The sequence below is a fragment of the Bacillus sp. AFS031507 genome, assembly GCF_002584635.1.
Classification (GTDB): domain Bacteria; phylum Bacillota; class Bacilli; order Bacillales; family Cytobacillaceae; genus Neobacillus.
Genome location: NZ_NUOW01000004.1, coordinates 1 through 24,267, shown reverse-complemented (window position 1 = coordinate 24,267; position 24,267 = coordinate 1). Strand labels below are relative to the sequence as shown.

At 42.5% G+C, this 24,267-nt stretch carries 22 protein-coding genes, 1 pseudogene and 2 riboswitches; all 23 genes and pseudogenes read left to right on the top strand.

Translation table 11 applies throughout. The features are described from left to right. Positions 1 to 103: 103 nt before the first annotated feature. The 23 genes and pseudogenes from COE25_RS06750 (at position 104) to COE25_RS06640 (ending at position 23,678) form a co-directional block, all read left to right on the top strand. Positions 104 to 610 carry a CBO0543 family protein gene (locus COE25_RS06750; RefSeq protein WP_098932028.1) on the top strand — a complete coding sequence of 169 codons (507 nt, stop codon included), beginning with the start codon at positions 104 to 106 and terminating at the stop codon, positions 608 to 610. A 263-nt stretch (positions 611 to 873) separates the two neighbouring features. After that, on the top strand, positions 874 to 1,326 hold the full coding sequence (locus tag COE25_RS06745; RefSeq protein ID WP_098932027.1) for a GNAT family N-acetyltransferase: 453 nt from the start codon (positions 874 to 876) through the stop codon (positions 1,324 to 1,326). A gap of 206 nt (positions 1,327 to 1,532) precedes the next feature. Beyond that, positions 1,533 to 2,303, top strand: coding sequence for a M15 family metallopeptidase (locus tag COE25_RS06740; protein ID WP_257208714.1), 771 nt, complete (start codon positions 1,533 to 1,535; stop codon positions 2,301 to 2,303). Positions 2,304 to 2,643: 340 nt separating this feature from the next. Further along, entirely contained in the window at positions 2,644 to 3,810 is a 1,167-nt protein-coding gene (gene purT / locus COE25_RS06735) for a phosphoribosylglycinamide formyltransferase 2 (RefSeq protein WP_098932026.1), read from the top strand. A gap of 40 nt (positions 3,811 to 3,850) precedes the next feature. Beyond that, positions 3,851 to 4,815, top strand: a pseudogene (locus tag COE25_RS06730) (OFA family MFS transporter); the annotation flags it as partial. A 362-nt stretch (positions 4,816 to 5,177) separates the two neighbouring features. Continuing rightward, positions 5,178 to 6,110, top strand: a complete 933-nt coding sequence (locus tag COE25_RS06725; RefSeq protein WP_257208713.1) for a VCBS repeat-containing protein — start codon at positions 5,178 to 5,180, stop codon at positions 6,108 to 6,110. A 537-nt stretch (positions 6,111 to 6,647) separates the two neighbouring features. Then, positions 6,648 to 6,836, top strand: a riboswitch (cobalamin riboswitch). Positions 6,837 to 7,013: 177 nt separating this feature from the next. Continuing rightward, a riboswitch (cobalamin riboswitch) is annotated at positions 7,014 to 7,190 on the top strand. Positions 7,191 to 7,317: 127 nt separating this feature from the next. Next, a complete protein-coding gene (locus COE25_RS06720) occupies positions 7,318 to 7,701 on the top strand; it encodes a (2Fe-2S) ferredoxin domain-containing protein (protein ID WP_098932025.1) in 384 nt (127 codons plus the stop codon). 53 nt (positions 7,702 to 7,754) lie between these two features. Next, positions 7,755 to 9,380 carry a precorrin-3B C(17)-methyltransferase gene (cobJ, locus tag COE25_RS06715; RefSeq protein ID WP_098932024.1) on the top strand — a complete coding sequence of 542 codons (1,626 nt, stop codon included), beginning with the start codon at positions 7,755 to 7,757 and terminating at the stop codon, positions 9,378 to 9,380. Positions 9,381 to 9,443: 63 nt separating this feature from the next. Then, entirely contained in the window at positions 9,444 to 10,376 is a 933-nt protein-coding gene (locus tag COE25_RS06710) for a sirohydrochlorin chelatase (RefSeq protein WP_098932023.1), read from the top strand. Next, a complete protein-coding gene (gene cobK, locus COE25_RS06705) occupies positions 10,373 to 11,170 on the top strand; it encodes a precorrin-6A reductase (RefSeq protein WP_098932022.1) in 798 nt (265 codons plus the stop codon). The genes COE25_RS06710 and cobK overlap by 4 nt, the downstream gene beginning before the upstream one ends. Positions 11,171 to 11,187: 17 nt before the next feature. Then, the gene (locus COE25_RS06700; protein ID WP_088087492.1) at positions 11,188 to 11,835 is read left to right on the top strand and encodes a precorrin-8X methylmutase; all 648 of its coding nucleotides are present in this window, start codon (positions 11,188 to 11,190) and stop codon (positions 11,833 to 11,835) included. Positions 11,836 to 11,838: 3 nt separating this feature from the next. Next, a complete protein-coding gene (locus tag COE25_RS06695) occupies positions 11,839 to 12,942 on the top strand; it encodes a cobalt-precorrin-5B (C(1))-methyltransferase (RefSeq protein ID WP_098932021.1) in 1,104 nt (367 codons plus the stop codon). After that, on the top strand, positions 12,929 to 14,134 hold the full coding sequence (gene cbiE, locus COE25_RS06690) for a precorrin-6y C5,15-methyltransferase (decarboxylating) subunit CbiE (protein ID WP_098932020.1): 1,206 nt from the start codon (positions 12,929 to 12,931) through the stop codon (positions 14,132 to 14,134). The genes COE25_RS06695 and cbiE overlap by 14 nt, the downstream gene beginning before the upstream one ends. Before the next feature lie 2 nt (positions 14,135 to 14,136). Further along, on the top strand, positions 14,137 to 14,838 hold the full coding sequence (gene cobI / locus COE25_RS06685; RefSeq protein ID WP_098932019.1) for a precorrin-2 C(20)-methyltransferase: 702 nt from the start codon (positions 14,137 to 14,139) through the stop codon (positions 14,836 to 14,838). Beyond that, on the top strand, positions 14,835 to 15,611 hold the full coding sequence (cobM, locus tag COE25_RS06680; RefSeq protein ID WP_098932018.1) for a precorrin-4 C(11)-methyltransferase: 777 nt from the start codon (positions 14,835 to 14,837) through the stop codon (positions 15,609 to 15,611). The genes cobI and cobM overlap by 4 nt, the downstream gene beginning before the upstream one ends. Next, on the top strand, positions 15,608 to 16,729 hold the full coding sequence (locus tag COE25_RS06675) for a cobalt-precorrin 5A hydrolase (RefSeq protein ID WP_088087497.1): 1,122 nt from the start codon (positions 15,608 to 15,610) through the stop codon (positions 16,727 to 16,729). Before cobM ends, COE25_RS06675 begins: the two co-directional genes overlap by 4 nt. 18 nt (positions 16,730 to 16,747) lie before the next feature. Beyond that, positions 16,748 to 18,118: a cobyrinic acid a,c-diamide synthase CobB gene (locus tag COE25_RS06670; RefSeq protein ID WP_088087498.1), complete on the top strand. Its 1,371-nt coding sequence runs from the start codon at positions 16,748 to 16,750 to the stop codon at positions 18,116 to 18,118. Beyond that, a complete protein-coding gene (locus COE25_RS06665; protein ID WP_098932016.1) occupies positions 18,111 to 19,631 on the top strand; it encodes a cobyric acid synthase in 1,521 nt (506 codons plus the stop codon). Before COE25_RS06670 ends, COE25_RS06665 begins: the two co-directional genes overlap by 8 nt. A gap of 84 nt (positions 19,632 to 19,715) precedes the next feature. Next, on the top strand, positions 19,716 to 20,501 hold the full coding sequence (cobA, locus tag COE25_RS06660) for a uroporphyrinogen-III C-methyltransferase (protein WP_088087500.1): 786 nt from the start codon (positions 19,716 to 19,718) through the stop codon (positions 20,499 to 20,501). Position 20,502: 1 nt separating this feature from the next. Further along, entirely contained in the window at positions 20,503 to 21,072 is a 570-nt protein-coding gene (locus COE25_RS06655; protein ID WP_098932015.1) for a nitroreductase family protein, read from the top strand. A 15-nt stretch (positions 21,073 to 21,087) separates the two neighbouring features. After that, positions 21,088 to 21,645: a cob(I)yrinic acid a,c-diamide adenosyltransferase gene (cobO, locus tag COE25_RS06650; RefSeq protein WP_088087502.1), complete on the top strand. Its 558-nt coding sequence runs from the start codon at positions 21,088 to 21,090 to the stop codon at positions 21,643 to 21,645. 146 nt (positions 21,646 to 21,791) lie between these two features. Next, the gene (locus COE25_RS06645; protein ID WP_098932014.1) at positions 21,792 to 22,667 is read left to right on the top strand and encodes a GHMP family kinase ATP-binding protein; all 876 of its coding nucleotides are present in this window, start codon (positions 21,792 to 21,794) and stop codon (positions 22,665 to 22,667) included. 210 nt (positions 22,668 to 22,877) lie between these two features. Next, complete coding sequence (locus tag COE25_RS06640; protein ID WP_098932013.1) at positions 22,878 to 23,678, top strand: HoxN/HupN/NixA family nickel/cobalt transporter; 801 nt, start codon at positions 22,878 to 22,880, stop codon at positions 23,676 to 23,678. Positions 23,679 to 24,267 lie beyond the last annotated feature (589 nt).

Sequence of the window (24,267 nt, the reverse complement as noted above, 5' to 3'; positions counted from 1 at the left end):
CTTTATTGAGGGAGGTTAATGAAATAAGGCTAAACCAGCTCATTTTAATAATTTACTGTAATCGGGGGGAGTATAGTAATACACATTTTAAAGGATTGGTCTTATGTATATTTTAATTAATATTTTCTATATGATAGCAGGGTTTAAATGGGGAGATTGGAGGAATTGGAAACGGTATTATCCGACAATTCTTTTCTTCATCATTGGAGATTTTTTATATAACTTTCTACTCTATAAACAATCAATGTGGTTATTTCACGATTTAATCTTACCTAACCATACAACGATTACAATTTTAGCTATGGTCGTATCTTACTCTGCAACCGTATTAGTATACTTAGGGAGGTTCCCTGAAGGTTGGAAAAAACGTTCATTATGGTTTTTGTTATGGGTAGGAATATATTTATGTGCAGAGTATTTTAACAGTAAGTTTGGGTTTATTACATACCATAATGGGTGGAATATGTGGTGGTCTGTGTTATTTACAGGTATTATTTTCTTTATCTTGCCTATTCATCACAAAAGACCTTTGTTAGCTTGGTTATTATCAATAATAATTTTAGTATCGTTGTTAAGCATCTTTGATGTGAAAATTAGTGAAATGAAATAAAGCTAAATTGAAAAATAAGGATTATTGAAGCGACCCTTTTTTAATTATGAAAGAAAAGATTGTGAAAAAATGTACTTAAACTATAGGGTGCTTGAGTTGAAGAACGTAAGGAGTTGCTTTTGCAGCTCTTTTTTTATTTCTTCTTCAACTAACGGAGCAGTATTATTGAATAAGTATGATGTTATAGATAAAGGAAAATGAATATTGTATGTGATGTTTTGTCAGCGTATACTACCACTATTTTAAAAAAGGGAGTAGATTTAATGATTTTTGAACCTATTACAGAAAAATCTCTAGAAACAGCATTGGAAATAGTTAATTCAAATCCAACCTATAACATTTTAGAAAATGGAAATCCTTTAAGGTCGATAAAAGAAGTAAGTAGTGAATTTCTTACCCAAATTACTGATATTTTCCTAATAATACATGAAAATAAGCACATTGGAATAATTGATTTTCTAAAAAATAATCCTAAAGACAACTATCCATGGTTACGTTTACTCCTAATTCATGGTGTTTATCATTCTTTGGGATATGGGAAAAAGGCTTATGTTTCTTTTGAGGAAAAATTAAAACAACAAAAATTCAATATTGTTCGTATTGGTGTATTACAAAAAAATTTGAATGCGATAGAGTTTTGGAAATCGTTGGGTTTTAAGTATTATGCTAATAGTACTTGGAGAGGTAAAGGTGTTACTGTTTTGAGAAACATTTGATGTAGCATTATTGAACAAAGTGCTTTCCTTAACAAGATTGTGTAGTGTTGTACTTCAACTATTGGGGTGCAATAGTTGAAGAACGGAGCTGTCATCGAGGCAGCTTCTTCTTTTTGAACTAACACACGGATTCTTCAATAATTTCCAAGATTAAACCTGCTTTTAATAAGACATTATAAAAGTAACCTTAAAGGAGGTTATGATACGTGATTAGGAAAAACATCACTGTCCTTTTGATGTTCTTTTTAATAATTAGTCTTACTGGATGCAACAAAAAATCAAATGAATCATCTTCATCTAAGACGCCCAAAATAAATCAAATGAACATATCGAATCCAACTGATAAAAACCTTAATAAAAAACGGAAAACAAGAATAAGCGCTGTGGCCTTAACTCCCTATCCATCTTCGATAGCAACCGTTGTAAATAAAAAATATTATTTACCTGTTACTTATGTACCGAAGAATTTAGTATTTCCGGAAGTACCTTTTCTGTTCAAAGAAAAAATTGAAAAACGTAAAATGAGATGGGAAGCGGCTAAAAGTTTGGAAAAGATGTTTGCTGCCGCAAAAAATGATGGAATTTATTTAAGTGGGGTATCTGCGTATCGTTCTTATTCTACACAAAAAGTATTGTTTAACAATTATGTTAAGAGTGATGGATTTGAAAAAGCGGTAACATACAGTGCGATTCCGGGCACAAGTGAGCATCAAACAGGTTTAGCGATCGATGTAAGCGGAACAGACGGAATATGTGCAGTTTCGTCCTGTTTCGGAAACAGAAAAGAAGCGAATTGGTTGAGTAAAAACAGTGCGAATTATGGGTTTATTGTTCGTTACCCAAAAGGAAAAGAATCCATTACGGGTTATAAACATGAGCCGTGGCATCTTCGTTACGTTGGTAATATTTCGAAACCAATTAATAATAGCGGGATTACACTTGAAGAATATTTAGGTGTTAAATCCGTTTCCAAATAAGAAAAAGCGGTTCTCCAAATACAGAGAATCGCTTTCTTTCGTATGAATAAGACCTTGTCCTTTTGCCTTTAATAACAAAGAATATGATGTGCGAAAGACGACGAGTACGCTGATTCGTTAGCAGGTGTACATAAAAACAACACACAAAGCAGTAAAGAATAAACAAATATAAATAATACAAGTACATCTGTTAAAAAATAGTAACGCTTTCAAGAAAAATGACGAATGAAACTCATAAAAATATTAAATAATCTTCGTGTTTTGTGTGAAATTATTACTTGAATGAAGTGTAAATATGGATTAATATAAGCAAAAGACAAACAATAAGGGGTTGTGTAAGATGTTTGGTACCCAGACAAAAAAAGTGTTGTTACTAGGTTCTGGTGAGCTTGGTAAAGAGACGGTCATCGAGGCTCAGCGTTTAGGACTTGAGACCATAGCTGTAGACAGATATGAAAACGCGCCGGCAATGCAAGTGGCCCATCGTTCCTATGTGGTGGACATGCTGGATGGAGAAGAACTTCGCAGAGTGATTGAACAAGAGAAGCCGGATATGGTAGTCCCTGAAATAGAAGCGATCGCAACAGAAACATTAATTGATCTTGAAAATGAAGGATTTCGTATTGTACCGACGGCTAAAGCTGTGAACTTGACCATGGATAGGGAAGGAATCCGACGCTTGGCAAGCGAGGAACTGGGGCTCCCTACAGCGAAATATGCTTTTGCGAACACATTAGAGGAATTAAGGGATGCCGTAGAAGAAATCGGGATTCCATGCGTGATTAAACCAATCATGAGTTCATCTGGAAAAGGGCAAACTGTTTGCCGTTCGATCGAGGATGTAGAATGGTCTTGGAACGAGGCTATTTTAGGTGGAAGAGCCAAAAAAACTCGGGTGATTGTCGAGGAATTTATCCATTTTGAATCGGAAATTACACTACTAACAGTCCGTTCCATTTCAGGAACAACCTACTGTGCACCAATAGGACATGTTCAAAAAGATGGTGACTATATTGAATCCTGGCAGCCGCATGACATGTCAACGGAACAAATCGCAAAAGCGCAGGATATCGCCAAAAACATCACTGATGCTCTTGGCGGGTACGGACTTTTTGGAGTTGAATTATTTCTTTCTCCACAAGGTGTTTATTTTAGTGAAGTGTCACCACGGCCTCACGATACGGGGATGGTGACAATGGTAACGCAGGACCTATCCGAATTTGCCTTACATGTAAGAGCAATTTTAGGCTACCCGATTCCATATGTTCAGCTATTGAAACCTGGTGCAAGTCATACGATTAAAGCAACTAAGGAAAGCAAGACCTACCAAATAGCTGGAATTTCTGAAAGCTTATCCATCCCAGATACACAGGTTAGGGTCTTTGGAAAACCAGAAACAAAAGTAGGACGTCGTATGGCAGTTGTGTTAAGCAGCGGAGAATCAGTCGAAGAGGCAAGGCAGCGAGCCGCATTAGCAACTTCCAAAATGATCGTTACTCACGAGTAAGTACGATTTGAAATCAACTCACAGCTGGGAAATACAACGTTTAGCCATTCATATAGTATCATTGCTATTACTCTATTTATTTTACGGTATGATTGCAGGAATTGGGTTGAGGGTTGGTTACATCACACCTGTTTCCACGCTGGTAAAGTAGTTCCCTGACAGGAGAGGCCTCTCAACTGGACTGGCCATCATGGGATTTGATTTTGCTTCATTGATAAACAGTCCGATTATGAATCATTTAATCCATACATATGGCATTTCAAACACTTTCTATATTCTTGGTTCTGCGTACTTCATTATCATCTTTTGTTCTGCACAGTATCTTGCGCCGCCAAAAGAGGGATGGGTCCCTAAGAGCCTAGAAGCAGCAGCCAAAAAGTCCGGTACTAAAAAAATTAAAGAGGACCTTCGTCAGTTGACCGCTAATGAGGCAGTCAGAACAAGACAGTTTTGGGCATTGTGGGTGATGCTTTTCATCAATATTACCTATGGAATCGCGATTCTTTCTGTTGCCTCTCCAATGGCTCAAGAGTTAGCAGGGATGTCGGCTGCCGGAGCAGCGGCAATGGTTGGAATCATGGGGTTATTTAACGGATCAGGAAGGATTGCTTGGGCAACCATTTCCGACTACATCGGAAGTCCGAATGTTTACACACTATTTTTTGCTTTTCAAATCGTTGCCTTTTTTATGCTTCCAAATATAGCAGTGGGAATTCTTTTTTCGATCCTTGTTTATATGATCATGACCTGTTATGGAGGAGGATTCGCCTCTATAACTGCCTATATCGGCGATTTATTTGGAACAAAGCAGCTTGGGCCATTCATGGGTATATTTTAACTGCATGGGCTGCAGCTGGTCTAGTGGGACCAATTTTTGTATCCTGGGTCATTTTTTCAGGGATATTCGTCATAGCTCTAGCCGTTTCACTCCTCATTCGTCTTGATATTAGAAAATTAAGGACGATGAGCGAAAATCCTATCATCAAAAATGCAGGGGATTTTTAACGTTCAAATCGGTTTTCCGTGTTAATCACTTAAAGAATTGATTAAATAGAACAAGGGGCTGTTCAAAAAGGCGGGTACTTAACTTTTTGGGCAGCCCCTTAACTTTTTATCGAGCTAGGATTTCAAGCAATCTGGTTGGGTGGAGACATTTCTCCTATAGACTTGTTAGGTGATAAAACTGATTCTAGATGAACATAACGAAAAAAGCAGGTTATGGCTGATAATAGCTCAGGTAGGCTGCTTTTTTTATATGAAAAAAATGGAACCTACTAGTCGATAACCCATGTAGACCAGATCTTGGAATGCTCCTGTGGATTTGAACATAAATCTATATGGAGAATAATAAGACAGGTGGGTTGTAAATGGACACCAATGATTTTAATAAAGTACTGCATCACTATTACACAAAAATACGTGAGACGAATCATCCCTATTATTGGTACTGTTTGGCTAAAACGCAGGCAAGAGCCGGATTAACAAATGAAACACTTCAAACGATTGATATGGCTTTGTCCTTTCCCAATCCTTATCCTTCAAAGCACAAACTTTTAGAAATACGGGCCGAACTGCAATCTGCTGATACAAGACAACTTCATACCAATAGTCCAACAGTTTTAACGGTAAAGAGGGGTGATATTGACGGAGACGGAATAAAGGATAATGTTTATCTTACGGCATATAAAACTCCTGATAGTCCATTTTGGAAAGATATCACTTTGGTTGTCCAAAATGGGAGAACACATCACTATGATCACATCCATTTTAAAAATAACTCAGGATACAACCCCACACTTTTTCTAGGTGATTTGACAGGCAACAAGGGGGAAGATATTTTAGTGGTTATTGACACCGGAGGAAGCGCCGGCACGGTTTATGCGTATATCTTTTCTTATATGAACGGTCAAATAAGGCAAATATTTGATTCGGATGCATTCAATGATTCCTATAGGTACGATGTGACATATGAAAATCAATACAAAGCAAAGGTAATCAGTTATCATCTCAGAGAAAAGTATATTCTTGACCTTACTTATAAGGGGAAGGAATATTTATCGGAAATCTATAACCCCCAAGGTATATTAAAGGCTCCTATTAATGGGTGGGTGAATCCCTTGTCTGGTTTATACCCGATTGATTTTAACAGGGATAATAGATATGAACTCGAAGCGTATCAAAGGATAGCTGGCAGGTATAATGCGGACAGTCTGGGATATGTACAAACTGTATTGAAATGGAATGGTCAGGCGTTTGTTCCTGATAGACAGACGGTGGCCACCTTTGGTGGGGAGATGTAACAATTGGACCTTTTTATAATAGAAATGAACCAAATTTTTTTTACTTAACATAAGAGGTCTAATGGAATAATTGTTAATCCAAAATTAGCTAGGGTGTCCTTAAAAATAGGGACACCCTTTTGTAACAAGAACGGTATATAAACTTTTTTATTTTAAACCATCGTTTTATCGTGCCATAGGAATACTCTACTTCCGATCAGCTGAGGTTGAAGTTTCCGAACCTCATTCATCACTCGATTGGAAATTTAAGGTAGGGAATTACCACATCTATATTATCAATCATATTTGTTAAAAGGTGTCGATTGATAAAGTCATAATTAGGTTTTCTTTCATCATTTACCGATTCCTTTCACCAAGATTAATAATAACTAATAGGGCATTTAAATAGGGAATGGGGATAAAGAAGTTGTTGTAGGTATCCACCAATCCGATAGCTATGCCGATCCCCGAAAATAATATAAGGGAATAAAAAAAGCACTTGAAATATTCTATTTGTTAGACTAGTATAATTATTATCTCTTAAAATTACATATGAATTTGTTAACAATTAGTTAAGATGCCTTAGGGCTTAATAGGGAATCTGGTGAAAGGCCAGAACTGTCCCCGCAACTGTAAGTGTGGACGAAATAGACAAACCACTGGACCGTTTATTTATTGACGATTCGGGAAGGGTCTAAAGTAGGAAGAAACACAAGTCAGGAGACCTGTCTTAACTTTTAATGTTTCGATTTCTTCGGGGGTTGAGAAGATGGAACGTTTGGACAAAAAGGATTATTTATTAACTTTCTTTGTGCTGACGTTTTATCCGTTCAACTAATGTTGAACGGATTTTTTCGTTTTGATGATTCTAAATCATTTTTAATTCTCATAGTTTAGCTTTAGAAGGAACAAGCCTTTTTAACAATTGAATAGATTAGGATAGGTGCACGAATATGTGCTTAATAGGGAAGTACGGATTAAATCCGTCACGGTACCCGCCACTGTATGGGGAGTTTATTGCAGATGTCACTGAAGGAATTCGGGAAGACGCAATGGATGATGAACCTAAGTCAGGAGACCTGCCTTTACCTAATAACTTCAATCAACCTACGGGAACATAGGTAGAAGTGCTGAACATACACAGCTATTTTTTTGTGTGTATATATTCTGCACCCCTATGTCCATAGGGGTGCTTTTTTTACGTAAAAAACGAAAAGGAGAGTGTGACATGACTACTTGGAATTTACAAGGGACGAAACACCATGTTTTCATTTGCAACGGCAGCAGCTGTATGAGAAAGGGTGGGGAGGAAGCGACACAAGCAATTCGGAATGAAATCACCAATTTAAACTTAGATTCACTGATACATACAACAAGAACAAGATGCAATGGGAGATGTAAGGATGCACCTGTTGCCATCGTCTATCCGTCAGGAACTTGGTATAAAAACGTAACCCCAGAAGTGGGAACTACGATTGTAAAGCGTCATCTGGCGGAAGGTCATTGCCCTCAGGAGCATGCGATTTATCAATATTCCGAAGAAGGATTCATACAGCCAGAAGGGTCGGAATGCATTGCAGGAGTACAAAAAGCTGTTAAAGAAAAGATTTAACAGCGGATAGTAGCTGGATTCTAGTTTGAAATTTTGGAAGGTGGCGTAATAGTGTGAAAGGCAAATTATTGGTTATTGGTTTTGGCCCTGGTGATGAAAAACATATCACCGGACGGGCAAAAGAAGCCATCGAAGAAAGTGATATCATCATCGGCTACAAAACCTACGTTGATTTAATCAAGGGATTAATAGCTGGAAAACAAATCATCAGCACAGGAATGACAGAAGAAGTGAGCCGGGCCCAGGAGGCAGTGAAACAGGCCGAACTCGGTTACACGGTAGCCGTCATTTCGAGCGGTGATGCCGGTGTATATGGAATGGCAGGACTGGTTTACGAAGTGCTAATCGAAAAAGGCTGGAAAAAAGACTCAGGGGTAGAAGTGGAGGTGGTCCCTGGTATTTCTGCCATCAACTCCTGTGCTGCTTTATTAGGCGCGCCGGTCATGCATGATGCCTGTACGATCAGCTTAAGTGACCATTTGACACCTTGGAGCATAATCGAGAAACGAATCGAAGCGGCCGCTCAAGCTGATTTTGTGATTGCTTTATATAATCCAAAAAGCGGGAGAAGAACACGGCAGATCATGGAAGCTCAAAAAATTCTACTAAAATATCGCTCACCAGAAACCCCTGTAGGATTGGTAAAGAGTGCTTACCGTGATAGTCAAAAGATCGTCTTAACCAATTTAAAAGAGATGCTCGAACATGAAATTGGTATGTTAACCACCGTTTTAATTGGAAACTCCTCCACATTTTTCTACGACGGCTTGATCATCACTCCGCGCGGTTATCAGCGGAAGTATACATTAAATCAGGCAATACAGCCGTTGAAACCGCATCAGCGTTTGCAAAAGGAAGCCGAACCATGGGCACTGGAGCAAACGGAAGAAGTAACACCGGTGAACAAAAAACTAGTCACCCCAACCTCAGTGAAAGAGTCGCCAAGAGAGCTGGCTGAGGAAGCCTTGCAAATGATCCTTGGTGAGAACGATGGCCTAACCAAAGGTTTATTGGTGAAGCAAGACTTTCAATCTATTTTGGAGGTAGCGGTCAGCCCTGGTGTCGCCAATAAAAAATTTACCGCGAATCAGATGGTCATTCTTTCCCAACTTGTCGGAGAAGAAGGTGTCATGGAATACACACAAGACCATTTTATGAAGCTGCAAATTTTAACCTCTAAGCCTGATGAGATTGTTGAAAAACTAACGGCGGCTAACTTTTTGATTGCTCCTGTTGGCGACGTATTAACCGTAAAAGCCTGTGATTTTTGTGACGGAGAAAAGAAGGATTCCATTCCATATGCAGAGGAACTACATGAAAAGCTTGGCGGAATGGAACTTCCTAAGGAATTAAAACTGGGTGTAAATGGCTGCGGTATGGCCTGCTACGGAGCTGTAAAAGAGGATATTGGCATTGTTTACCGAAAAGGAGCGTTTGATTTATTTCTAGGGGCAAAGGTAGCCGGAAGATCGGCACATCCCGGCCAAATCGTAGAGGAAGGAATCGCACCGGACCAAATTGTCGGGGTCATAGAGGGGATTGTTCAAGAGTACAAACAAAAGGGCTATCCAAATGAACGTTTCTATAAATTTTTTAAACGGGTCAAAGAGGTTCAAGGTTTTGTGTACCAGGATATCACACCAAACCTTAAAATCGAAGCGGCTGTTTGCGGGGAGTAAAGGGGAGACGTCTAGCGGTCAATTGGCAGGTTAGGCATTTACAAACAAAGGGGAGGAAATATTTTGAAAGCAATTTTATTTGTGGGGCATGGGAGCAGAGATCAAGAGGGAAATCAGCAGGTTCGCGAGTTCATCCGTGAGATGAGAAAGACTTGGGACGATTCTTTCCTGGTGGAGACGTGCTTTTTAGAATTTGAACGACCAACCGTTAATCAAGGAATCGATCTGTGTGTGGAAAAAGGGGCCGACCATATTGTCGTGATTCCAATCATGCTCTTACAGGCAGGACACTCCAAAATTCATATTCCAGCAGCGATTGATGAGGCGAAGAATAAATATCCACTTGTTCAATTTACTTATGGCCGGCCAATCGGAGTTCATGAGGAAACATTTGAAATTCTAAAAACGAGATTAATGGAAATTGGCGAGAATTTAGAATCCATCGAAGACGATACGGCTGTCCTTTTGTTAGGACGGGGCGGAAGCGATCCCGATGCGAATAGCGATTTATATAAAATTGCTAGATTACTATGGGAAAAAACAAACTATAAAATCGTCGAACCTGCCTTTATGGGGGTGACCAATCCCCTTGTGAACGAAGGGATTGAGCGCTGTATTAAGCTTGGAGCAAAAAAAGTGGTAATCCTGCCTTACTTTCTATTCACCGGTATCCTGATTAAACGGTTAGAAGATATGATGGTTCCTATTCAAAATCAATATTCCACGGTTGAATTTCAGTTGGCTGACTATTTTGGTTATCATCCAAAATTACAGACGATTTTAATCGATCGGGTGGAAGAAGCCCTCCGTGATGAGGTGAAGATGAACTGCGATACCTGCCAATACCGTCTCAATGTGATGGAACATATCGATCATCACCACCACCATGATCATGACCATGATCATCACGGCCATGACCATCACCATCACGACCATGCCCATGACCATCACCATGATCACGAACATGCAGAGCAAAAGGCAGGAGATAGAGGATGATTTTCGTATTAGCCGGTACAAGTGATGCACGAGCCCTTGCTTTAGAAATAAAAAAGGAGGGCTTCGATCTCTTGGCCTCCGTTGTCACAGAAAATGCAGCGGTTGAATTAAGGGAGTCAGGGATACCTGTTCAAGTAGGAAGATTAACGGATGAAGACATGGTGGGGTTGATTGAAACAAAAGGGATTCTAGCGGTTGTCGATGCAAGTCATCCATTTGCGGAAGAAGCTTCGAAAAACGCAATCAAGGCGGCCCAAACGGCGGGAATCCCCTATATCCGGTATGAACGGGAGTCACAAACTTTTCAATATGACAACATGATAGTGGTCGAAAGCTACCAGGAAGCAGCGGAGCTTGCATTGGCCAAAAAAGGCGTGGTGATGCTGACGACTGGCAGCAAGACGCTTCAAATTTTCACAGAAAAACTATTAGGAAACCCGGACATCCGCTTGATCGCCAGGATGCTTCCTCGTGTGGATAATATGGAAAAATGTGAGCAGCTAGGGCTGCTGCAGAAAAATATTGTTGCGATCCAGGGACCATTTTCAAAAGAGTTCGACAAAGCCCTATATAAGCAATATGGCGTGACCTTAATGGTGACGAAAGAGAGCGGGAAAGTCGGATCGGTCGATGAAAAGGTGGAAGCGGCCAAGGAACTGGGGATTGAGGTCATCCTTATTGGCCGCCCGAAACTGAATTATGTCACCGTCTATGCTAATTTTATTGATGTCATCGCAGAATTAGATAAAAGGATTGGTTCCACACCAACCGTCACACCAGAACAATCATTTTAAATACAGGAGTGAGAGAAATGGATTTTCGTACCGAATTTAAACCGTTAACCGTCCAACCGGAACAGATCGAAGGAAGAAGTTTTGAAATGATTAATGAAGAAATTGGGGAGCACCCGTTTACCGAGGAGCAATATCCGATTGTCCAGCGCATCATCCATGCATCCGCTGATTTTGAACTCGGGAAAAGCGTCCTCTTTCATCCTGATGCTATTCAGTCCGGCATCCGTGCGATTCGGAGCGGGAAAATGGTAGTTGCCGATGTTCAAATGATTCAAAGCGGGGCTAATAAAGCGCGAATTCAAAAATTCGGCGGAGAAATCAAGGTCTATATTTCTGACCCGGATGTGGTACAAGAAGCCAAACGGTTAAATACCACACGGGCAATTATTTCGATGCGAAAAGCGATCAAAGAAGCGGACGGCGGCATTTTTGCCATCGGGAACGCCCCAACCGCCTTACTCGAACTCATCCGCCTGATTAAAGAAGGAGAAGCGAAACCAGGTCTTGTCATTGGTCTGCCAGTTGGGTTTGTTTCCGCCGCTGAGTCAAAAGAAGAATTAGCCAAGCTCGATATCCCATTCATCACCAATATTGGCAGGAAAGGCGGCAGTACCGTGACTGTTGCTGCATTAAACGCCATTTCCATTATGGCTGAACGGGGATAACCCATGCAGGAAGTACCAAAAGGAAAGCTGCGGGAAGGATATACGACAGGGGCCTGTGCAACGGCGACAACAAAAGCGGCGCTAACGGCATTAATAACCGGTGAGCCGCAAACAGAATCGACCATTTACTTGCCAGTCAAGCGGTTTGCAACCTTTCAGATAGAAAGCTGTGAAGTGACGGAACAAACGGCTACCGCCAGTACGATTAAAGACGCGGGTGATGACCCGGATGCCACCCACAGGGCCTTAATCGTTTCCACCGTGACATGGATCGATGAACCAGGTATCGTCCTTGACGGGGGAATTGGGGTTGGCCGGGTCACAAAGGACGGCTTGCCCGTTCCTGTTGGCGAAGCCGCGATTAATCCTGTTCCCCGGAGAATGATCCGTGAGACGGCCGAAGGGGTTTTAAACGAATTCGGGATTACGAGAGGGATTAAGATCGTCATTTCCGTACCAGCCGGTGAAGAAATCGCCAAAAAAACACTCAATGGACGCTTAGGAATCATTGGCGGGATTTCTATCCTCGGTACCCGAGGGATTGTCGTTCCTTTTTCCACAGCGGCCTATAAGGCCAGCATCATCCAGGCTATTAGTGTTGCCCGGGCCAGTGGCTGCGAGCACGTTGTCATTACAACAGGCGGGCGGAGCGAGAAAAATGCCATGAAGCAATTCCCCGAGCTGTCTGAGGAAGCTTTTATCGAAATGGGTGACTTTGTCGGTTTTACCCTTAAACAATGCAAGAAGCAAGGGGTAAAAAGAGTGTCGATGGTCGGCATGATGGGGAAATTCTCAAAGGTGGCAATGGGGATCATGATGGTCCACTCGAAAAGTGCCCCGGTAGATTTTGATTTTTTAGCGGAGGTGGCAAGCCGTACCGGTGCTGATGCCGCTTTGGTTGAGCAAATTCGAACGGCCAATACGGCATCACAGGTTGGAGATATGATGACAGCACAGGGCCATCTTTCCTTTTTCGAAATGCTAAGCGACCATTGCTGCCTTGCTGCGTTAAAGGAAGTCGATGGCGGGATCGATATAGATACGACCCTTTATACCATGAAGGGGGAAATGTTAGGAAAGGTGGTGCGAAAGAATGGCATCAATTAAAATGATCGGCATCGGGGATGAAGGCAAAGTGAGCCTGCTCCCGATGTACGAAAAATGGATTTATGAAAGTGAACTATTAATAGGAGGAAAGAGACAGCTTTCTTTTTTTCCTGAATTCGCCGGCGAAAAAATCGCGATTGAAGGCGGGCTTTCTTCACTTGTCGAACGGTTGCAGTCGGAGACGAGAAACGTAGTGATTCTAGCTTCTGGAGACCCGTTGTTCTATGGAATTGGAAGCTATTTATCTTCTAAAATCGATTTGGATATTTATCCATATTTAAGTTCGATCCAGCTTGCTTTTGCCAGAATGAAAGAAAGATGGCAGGATGTGTATTTCACTAGCGTTCACGGCAGGAGTATAAAAGGGCTGGCCCAGCGGGTGGATGGAAAAAAAACGGTCGCAATCTTAACCGACACGGAAAATTCCCCGAATAAAATCGCTCAGTATTTGCTTTCCTTTGGCATGACTGAATATGAGGCGTTTGTGGGAGAGAACCTTGGCAGTGACAAAGAACGATGCCGCTGGTTTACCCTTGATGAAATGAAGGATGAAGAGTTTTCACCGCTCAATGTGGTGATTCTCAAGAAAAAGGGGGAAAGCTCGCATTGGCCGATTGGCATTGACGATGCGGAGTTTTTTCAGCGCAAACCGGATAAGGGCTTAATTACCAAAAAGGAAATTCGCACACTAAGCATTAGTGCCCTAAGGTTAATGGAAGACAGTACGGTTTGGGATATTGGGACATGCACAGGTTCTGTTGCGATTGAGGCAGCGAAAATCGCCAGGGAAGGACAAGTGTTTGCCATCGAAAAGAACGAGGGCGACTTGGAAAACTGTAAGCAAAATTTAGCCAAGTTCCGTGTGGATGCAACACTTCTTCACGGGAAAGCACCAGAGGGATTAGATACCTTCCCAGATCCTGATGCGGTTTTTATTGGCGGGACGGCAGGCGGGATGGAAGACATTTTGGATATTTGCTGCAGCCGCTTGAAAGCGTGTGGACGCATTGTCTTAAATGCCGTCACGATTGAAAATCTTTCCGAAGCGATGAGGGCGTTTAAAGAACGGGGATATGAGACGAACATTACTCTTGCGCAAATATCCAGAAGTAAGCCCATTTTGAATCTGACAAGATTTGATGCATTAAATCCGATTTACATAATAGAAGCATGGCGCAAGGAAGGGGAGTAAACATGTTAGGTACATTATACGGCCTTGGGGTTGGCCCGGGGGATCCAGAGCTCATTACCGTTAAGGCGTTTCGTAAATTAAAGGAATCACCAGTGATTGCCTATCCGAAAAAACAAAAGGGCAGCAAAAGTTATGCCCATCGAATCATTGATGTCTATTTTCAGCCGAACGAAAAAGAAATGCTGGGCCTTGTCTTTCCGATGACAAAGGATCCAGCCACTTTGGAAAGAAAATGGACGGAAACCGTGGAAAATGTGTGGGAGAAACTGCAGGATGGAAAGGATGTCGCTTTTGTTACTGAAGGGGATCCTCTTTTATACAGCACGTTTATTCATATGATGCGTTTGATGCAGGAAAAGTATCCGCAGGTTCCGATTGAAGTCGTTCCGGGGATTTCGTCCATTAATGGGGCGGCTTCTAGGCTGGGAATTCCATTGGCAGATGGGGATGAGCATGTGGCGATTGTTCCAGCACGGGATGACTATGAAACCATGAAAAAAGTCATTCAAGACAATGATTGTGTCATATTTATAAAAGTAGCGAAAGTCATTGATTTAATGCTGGAAGTATTACGTGATTTAGATTTGCTTGACAAGGCTTCAGTCGTCACAAAGGTAACGTCGGATGAGGAGATTATTTGGCGGGCAGATGAGCTCGAAGGAGCGGAGCTTGAATACTTAACATTAATGGTGGTGAGAAAATGAAGCTTTATATCATTGGTGCCGGACCAGGCGATCCTGATTTAATCACGGTAAAAGGTCTTCAGCATCTTAAGCAGGCAGATGTCGTTCTTTATGCAGATTCTCTTGTAAACGAAGACTTAATTGCCAAAGCGAAACCTTCCGCCGAAATATTAAAAACGGCCGGGATGCACTTAGAAGAAATGGTCAACGTCATGGCTGACCGAATTCATCAAGGGAAAAAGGTCGTTCGTGTCCACACGGGCGATCCGGCTGTCTATGGGGCGATTATGGAACAAATCGTCTTGTTAAAGAAGAAAGGAATCGAAGTAGAGATTGTTCCGGGTGTGAGTTCTGTGTTTGCAGCCGCCGCGGCCGCGCAAGCCGAGCTGACGATTCCTGATTTAACGCAAACCGTAATCCTGACAAGAGCTGAAGGCAGGACACCTGTGCCAGAATTTGAAAAGCTGGCGGATTTAGCCAAACATCATTGCACGATTGCGCTTTTCTTAAGTGCGACGTTAACGAAAAAGCTTGTCAAGGAATTGACAGGGGCTGGCTGGAGCATGGATACCCCTGTTGCGGTCGTTTATAAAGCCTCGTGGCCGGATCAAAAAATTGTCCGGACCACACTGGAACGGTTGGACGAAGATATGCGAGTAAACGGAATTCGTAAACAGGCGATGATCTTAGCCGGCTGGGCGCTAGATGAAAACATTCACGAACAAGATTATCGTTCCAAGCTGTATGACAAAACATTTACACATGGATTCCGCCGGGGGGTGGACTCGAAATGATCGAGCTTCAGGAAGCGCAAAAGGCGGTCATTCAGCAGAAGGGTGACTATGCCGTTGTTGCGATTACAAAGCATGGGGTCGAACTGGCCCGCAAGCTGGGACATTCGTTTCAACATGCCGATGTGTACTATATGGCGAAGTTTGAAAAAGGAGATGAGCGGAACAAGGATATCCAGTTATTCACCGGAAGCGTTCGCCTTCTTCTGCCCTCTCTTTTCGAGGCCTATAAGGGGCTGATCATCATCATTTCCCTTGGAGCTGTGGTCCGAATGATTGCGCCTATTTTAAAGGATAAAAAAACAGATCCTGCCGTTGTCGTTATCGACGATAAGGGTGAACATGTGATCAGCGTACTGTCAGGCCATATCGGCGGTGCCAATGAACTAACGAAAGAAGTGGCGGCCGCCCTACAGGCCCGTCCCATTATTACCACCGCTTCAGATGTACAGGAAACGATTGCGGTTGATTTGTTCGGAAAACGGTTTGGCTGGATTTGGGACTCGGCTGAAAAGCTGACGCCCGTTAGCGCTTCGGTTGTGAACGAAGAAAAAATCGCCGTGGTTCAGGAGTCAGGTGAAAAAGGCTGGTGGCCATATGGCCGCCCGCTCCCGGGAAATATTCAGCCGTATTCAACAATCCAAGAAGCGCTGGCCGCAAAGCCGGATGCAGCCTTAGTAGTAACCCATCGGAATTTATCCGAGGACGAAACGGAGATTTTACATAATGGTGTTTTATATCGACCAAAGGTGATTGTCCTTGGAATGGGCTGCAACCGCGGAACCACTCGTGCTGAAATCGAAGCAGTGATCGACGAAACGCTTGAGGAATTAGGGTTTTCGAAAAAAAGTGTCAAAGCGGTTTGCACGATTGATCTAAAACAGGATGAAGCGGGGCTGCTCGAAGTGGTGAATAAAAACCGCTGGGAGTTTATTTATTACACACCAGCTGAATTGAATGCCATTGAACTTCAGAACCCTTCTGAAACGGTTTTTAAATATACCGGTGCGTACGGTGTCAGTGAGCCGGCCGCCTTATTGTACAGCGGTGCGGAACAGTTAGCGCTCATGAAGAAGAAATCAGGTAATGTCACCATTTCAGTAGCGGTCATTCCCCATTGATGGAGGAGGGAAAAGAAGATGTCAAATCGCAGACTTGTGATTGCAGGAACAGGCAGCGGTGTCGGAAAAACGACTCTGACCATTGGGCTGATGTCCGCTTTAAGGAAAAAAGGTTATACCGTCCAGGGCTTTAAATGCGGTCCAGATTATATTGACCCGACCTATCATACGGCCGTCACGGGAAGAACGTCAAGAAACATTGACAGCTGGATGCTCAACCACGAGATGGTCAAAGAGATTGTTAACCGCGCAAGTGTTGGGGCGGATATTTCCGTTATCGAGGGGGTAATGGGATTCTTTGATGGGAAAAATCCACTTAACAATACGGGCTCCACTGCCGAAATCAGTCTCATCACCGAAAGTCCTGTTATTTTGGTCGTGAATTGTGCCAGTATGGCCCGTAGTGCGGCGGCCATTGTGAAGGGATTTCAAACGTTACTGGAAGAAGCCAATATTGTCGGGGTGATCGCCAATCGGGTAGGGAGCGAAGGGCATTTTAAAATCGTTCAAACCGCGATTGAGCAAGAATGCGGTATTCCCGTCCTTGGCTATTTGAAAAGAAACGAGGAACTCTCGATTCCGGAACGGCATTTAGGGTTGATACCCTCCGTTGAACGGGGAGAATTGGATCCATTTTTTGAGCAGCTTGGTGATTTAGTGCTTGAAACCATCGATGTAGATTCTTTATATGAGCTAGCGAAAGCTTCCCCTTTAAAGGTAAACGAATCTCAGTTTAAGAGACAAAAGCAGGCAGCTGTAAAAATCGCAGTCGCACGAGATGCCGCCTTTAACTTTTACTATCAGGAAAACCTCGACATGTTAGCAGCCGCCGGAGCAGAGCTGATCGAGTTCTCTCCATTAAAGGGTGAATGCCTGCCGGAACAAGTCGATGGCTTGTATATCGGCGGCGGGTTCCCAGAGGAATTTGCTGAGGAGCTGACCAAACAAACCGATGTAAAGGACTCGATTCGATCGGCCATTGAAAAAGGATTGCCAACCTTGGCGGAATGCGGTGGGTTTATGTACTTAACCGAATCGTTGGAAACCACGGATGAAACGAGTTACAAAATGGTCGGGATCATTCCCGGAAAGGTGAAAATGCAGAAAAAACTAGCGGCTTTGGGATACCGTGAGATCACCGCAGAAGGAGAAAATTTCTTGTTAGCGGGTAATCTGAGTGCAAGAGGTCATGAATTTCACTACTCTACCTTTCATTCGAGAACGGATTTTGACCCGGCCTACCAAACGAAAGGAATGCGCGGGTTTAAGCAGGAGGGCTATCGGAAAGGGAATTTAATTGCAGGTTATACCCATTTTCATTTTGGCTCATGCCCCGAGCTTGTGGAAAATTGGGTGAAGAAATGTAAGGAGTTCAAAGAAAATGGTTAAAGCTCTTCCACTTATGTTTCAAGGTACCAATTCGGATGTCGGCAAAAGTGTTGTCGTAACGGCCTTTTGCCGGATTTTCGCCCAGGACGGATATAAAACAGTTCCGTTTAAATCACAAAATATGGCGTTAAATTCCTATATCACCGTGGACGGAAAAGAAATCGGCAGAGCACAGGGAGTTCAGGCCGAAGCCGCAGGGATTCAGGCAACTACTGATATGAACCCGATTCTACTAAAACCGAACCGAGATAACCAATCGCAAATTGTCGTCCATGGTAAACCATATAAGAATATGGAAGCAGGAAGGTACCGCCGGGAATTCTTTCAAACGGGATTGGAACTAATTCAACAATCACTCTCCACCCTGTCCCAAAATTATGAACGGATTGTCATTGAAGGCGCAGGCAGTCCGGCCGAGATTAATCTGAATGACCGGGAAATGGTCAATATGCGCGTCGCCAAAATGGCGGATGCCCCTGTGATCTTAATTGGGGATATCGAAAAAGGCGGAGTGTTTGCTAGTTTAGTAGGAACCCTCCAACTGATGGAACCAGCGGACCGCGACCGAGTGATAGGCGTGATCATCAATAAATTCCGCGGCGATATCCGCCTGCTAGAATCCGGTTTAACGTGGTTTGAGGAGTATTCAGGTAAACCCGTTCTCGGCGTGATTCCTTACTTGGAGAATCTAAATATTGATGCCGAGGATTCAGTGATTTTAAATCAATATACCTCCACTCAAAATACTGAAAAAGAATTGGATATCGTGGTGATTCAGTATCCGAAAATCTCCAATTTCACCGATGTCGACCCGTTTTTTGCCGAGCCCGATTGTCATGTCCGTTTTATAACGAGAGCGGATCAATTACACGACCCAGATTTAGTGATTCTCCCAGGTAGCAAGAATACAATTGAAGATTTGCTGTTTTTACGAAAGAGCGGCATCGCTCAAAAAATAGCAGAATTACAGAAAAAGAAACATTCCGTTCTTTTCGGTATCTGCGGCGGCTATCAAATGCTCGGTGACAAAATTGAGGATCCGTTGGCGATTGAGTCGCTCCATCAAGAAATCGAAGGTCTTCAGTTACTGCCAATTGAAACGACCATTACGAAAGAAAAGACGACGATCCTATCAAATGGGATGCTGCATCTTTTCGGAAAAAACTTTCATGTGACAGGTTACGAGATTCATATGGGCGAAACCTTGGCGACAGGAGTGTCCCAAGGGCTTATTTTTACGAATGAAAAATGGGATGGCTGCCATTCTTCAGATGAAAACATCATTGGTACTTATTTTCATGGGATATTCCATAATGATGAATTTCGCGAGGAATTGCTTAATCAGATCCGACGCAAAAAGGGGTTAGAGCCCATCCACAAGCGCCCATCTTTTAACCAATTGAGGGAAGAAGCGTTTGACCGGCTGGCAGAACATGTTAGGGAACATGTAAAACTCAATGTCATTGAACAATTAATGAAGGATTACCAAAAAGGGGGATCACCCAATGAATAGCGTAAAAACAGCCATCAAGCCTCTCACTCTTTTGGCAAGGGAAATCTGTGAGACAGCAGCGGATCGTAGGAAAGGAGCGAGAAGATGACAAATGGAAAAGTGTATCTTGTTGGTGCTGGACCAGGAGACCCTAAGCTGATTACGGTTTATGGGATGGAGTGTATCCAGCAGGCGGATGTGATTTTATATGACCGCTTAGTAAATGAGGAACTGCTGAAATATGCAAAGGCGGAGGCAGAGCTGATATTTTGCGGCAAACAGCCAGGAAGACATCAGATCATTCAAGATCAAATTCACGAGCTGTTAATTGAAAAAGCCAGTCAGGGCAAGACTGTCACCAGATTAAAAGGAGGGGATCCCTGTATTTTCGGCCGTGTCGGTGAAGAAGCGGAAATTCTCGCGGAACATGGGATCCGCTATGAAATGGTGCCGGGGATTACAGCTGGTATTGCAGCGCCTGCTTATGCCGGAATTCCGGTGACCCACCGCGATTATGCTTCCTCCTTCGCGATCGTCACTGGCCACAGCCGAGCGGAAAAGGATGAGGATCAATTAAATTGGCCAGCCCTCGCTCAAGGAATCGATACGATTGCCTTTTATATGGGAATTGGGAATTTACCTTATATTGTTTCGAGATTAATCGAGAACGGAAAAAGCCCTGATACGAAAGCCGCCATTATCCAATGGGGGACCACGGCCAAGCAGAAGACGGTGACCGGAAGTTTAAAGGATATCGAAGTCCGGGTCCTTGAAGCCGGGATTACTCATCCGGCGATTGTTCTGGTGGGTGATGTGGTCGGCCTGCGCGAGAAATTACGCTGGTTTCAAGAGGCAGAAGAAAAACAAATTGTTGGAATAGGGAGGGACTAAGATGTCGATTATAGCGGAAATCAAAAATCGAAGAGCGATCCGTGATTATTCGGCTCGAGAGGTCGAAGACGAAAAGATTCACAGCTTATTAGAAGCAGCGACATGGGCACCGAATGACCGGATGCGGGAACCATGGAGTTTTTATGTCATCAAAGGCGAAGCTAAAAAACGATATGAGGCGTTGGCCTATGAATATTTACAGGAACGCTTTCCAACCAAACCAAATTTAATCGAAAGCTCCTTAAAAGTGCTGAAAACCACACCGGTTCATATTGTCGTTACAGCCGACATCGTTCCAGGAGATGAAGAGGCCACTGCCGACAATGAATATGCGGTATGCTGCGCAATCCATTCGATGTGGCTTGCCGCCAAAGAATTGGGATTAGGGCTGGTCTGGAGGACAAGGGGCGTCGGACTTGTTCGCGACCAACGAATGGTTGAGTTTATTGGATCACCCGAAAACAAGAAAATTATCGGAAATTTGTTTATCGGTTATCCCGATCCAGAAGTATTAAAAAAGGCGAAAGTGCCGGCTCGGACATCCTTTGAAGAAAAAACAGTCTGGCTGTAACGAGGAGTGAAACGGATGGAAAAGTTAACAGAAAACAAAGCAAAACGCGGTCTTACATTAGTTTATACCGGTGATGGAAAAGGGAAAACGACGGCAGCTCTTGGGCTCGCTGTCCGTGCCGCTGGGCGGGGAAAACGGGTGCTCATGATTCAATTTATTAAATCACCCGATCGAACGTACGGAGAAAAAATTACGTTCGAAAAATTGGGGATTGAAATTGTGCAGACAGGAGTCGGCTTTACGTGGACGAAAACACCGGAGGAACATCGGGAAGCCCTAAAAACAGCGTGGGCGTTAACGAAAGAAAAGGTACTGTTTGGCGGCTACGATGTTGTCATTTTAGATGAACTGAATAATGCGCTCGCGATTGATAAATTCCCGATTGACGATGTCCTTCCGTTGACAGAAGTACTGGAGTTGATTCAGCACCGCCCCAAGGGGATGCATCTGGTCATTACCGGACGGTCTGCTAAAGAGGAGATCATCACTTGCGCTGATTTAGTAACCGAAATGAAGCCCGTTAAGCACTATTATAATGAAGGAATTCCTGCCGTGAAGGGAATTGAGTTTTAATGGTCTACATTGAGAAATTTGGACATGGCGGCATTTTACTGACGGCCCGACAGTTGTTTCGTAAAGATTCTATTTCGGTGTACCTTCTGAGCGGGCAAAGATGGGCAAACCGTTGCGGACATTGAAGGCCTAGGGAGTCTAATTATATGAAACTAGGAAAAGGAAGCTGCAATGGAACATTTGGAGAATTGGTCCAAGGAATCATTGGTGATCGCCCTTATTTAATCACTCTCCCGATATCGAGTTTAAGAAGTGAGGCTAGGTTTATTCCAGATCCATTCGTTAACGGAATAAGAGTGGCAGACTCAAAAGTAAAAGCTCAAAGAGCAGGGGAATGGTTATTCCAACTGTTTGGGGTAAAGGGCGGCGGGGATCTCGAGATACGCTCTAATATCCCAGTTGGTAAAGGTCTGGCCAGCAGTTCAGCAGATATTGTTGCTGCATTAAGAGCAATTGCTGACAGCTATAGTCTTCTGCTCACAAATGAAATGATCTCGATGATTGCCGCAAAAGTGGAACCTACCGATGGGGTAATGTATGAGGAAGTAGTGGTCTATGACTATATTCACGGTCAGCTGATTGAAAGCTTTGGGGCCTTACCCCCATTCATCCTCGTGGGTATCGACCTTGGGGGGATGATCAACACAATTGAATTTAATGAAGTTCCGAAAGAGTACAGCCAGAACGATCAACAGCAATTTATGAAAGCTTATGATCTGGTTACAAAAGGGTTTAAGGAGAAAAATTTAACTTATATTGGGGAGGCAGCAACCCTCAGTGCACGGGTGAATCAAAAAATATTGCAAAAGCCTGTTTTTCCTTTATTAGATCAGCTGGCCCATCGCTATCAGGGTGGAATCGTTGTCGCCCACAGTGGAACGGTCGCGGGAATTTTACTAGATGGAAATCTTCCAAACGGTGATGAGGTGGTTTCACACTTATTTAGGGAAATGTCACTCGCTTTCAAGGGTGTTCCTATAAATTTATTTCATTATGAAAGCAGGGAAAAGATAATAATTTGAAAGATTCCCAAAGTCGATATGGGCGATTGCTGCAGGTAATACGGCAAGTTTTATGCCAGTTGTATTAGGGATCATCTTTATTAGATGAAACGCCAATTGTATTCTGCCAGTTTGTCGACTATTTGCACGTACCCAAAAATCCTCAATCTGTCAAAGGTTTAGGATTGATTTTTTATGTTGCAACTGTTTATAAAAGGGAGGAATTTTTAAATGGAAACTGTATCACTGTTTTTACTTGTTTTTGTATTGGGGCTTCGGCATGGGTTGGATGCTGATCATCTTGCCTTTATTGATGGACAAACCCGTTATAATTGGCGAATGGGCAGTTCGTTTGCACGTTGGGTGGGTACATTATTTTCACTTGGTCACGGAGGAATGGTAGCTGTGACAGCTGGTATTTTAGGAATGGTGATAGAGAATTTTTCATTCCCAGCTTATTTTGATAATATTGCATCATGGGTGTCGATTATTTCATTATTCCTTATTGGAACGTTAAATACGTATAATCTGTTACGCACTAGAAACAATCACGAAGAGTTTCAACTTAGTGGACTAAAGGGAAAGTTTATTCCAAAAATTGCGAAGGGGACTACAAATCCTTTTCTTATTATTTTAGTAGGGGCTTTGTTTGCCTTGGCTGCCGAGACAGTAAGTCAAACCGCCGTCTGGTCTTTGGCGGCAGGAAATGCAAGTGAATATACCCCTTTATTTTTAGGGCTAGTTTTTATGTTTGGCATGATGATTACAGATACAATTGATTCGATGATTGTCTATAAAATGGTGAACCAGTCCAGCAAAATCGGTCAAGCTGCGTCACGAATAATGGGTTGGGTGATTGTCGTCTTGGCATACGGGGTTTCCTTCTATCTGGCATTTACTTTCTTTAACCCTTGGGCAGAAATAGATTTCGAAATCGTGGGAGTCATTCTTTTCATTTTCTTAGTCGCATCATTTATCTTAATAAGCGTTTATTCTAAGAAACAGAATCATGAAATAAATACTACTAATTAATTATAAAAGCTCTGACAATTGTATAGTGTCAGAGCTCTTTTATCCTCTATAATAATCGTCCGTAAAATTACGTAAATTAAGAATCTACAATCTTTTTTTGCTGTTATAGTTGCTCACAAGCAGTTATATGGAAACAAATAATTCTTTTTTTTTAATTATTTGAATTTTATAGTTCAGGGAGAGGCATGAATGAAGACTGGAATAGAAAAAGATTATCAAAAAGCAGCGTAAAACCCCTAGCTTTAGATATGGGGATATAAGCTGTATTTTTGTTCGTTTTTTTAGGATAATGCAAGTAATTTTACTATACATTCTTTGAAATTCTTTGGTATAATGGAAATATAAACAGAACGTTTGTTCCTTTTGGAGAGGCGTGAATGAAATGTATCGATCCTATAAAATACAAATTCAGCCGGAACATGAATTGTTCGACTACTGTGACTCACTCTGTTTTAAAGCGAAGAACTTGTACAATATCACCAACTACTATATTAGATAGGTTTACACAGCTTTAAACAAAAAAACAAGAAATGAAAATCAACTTCAAGTTCTAACAGAAATTCAGGCTTATTTACCTCAAATGAATAAA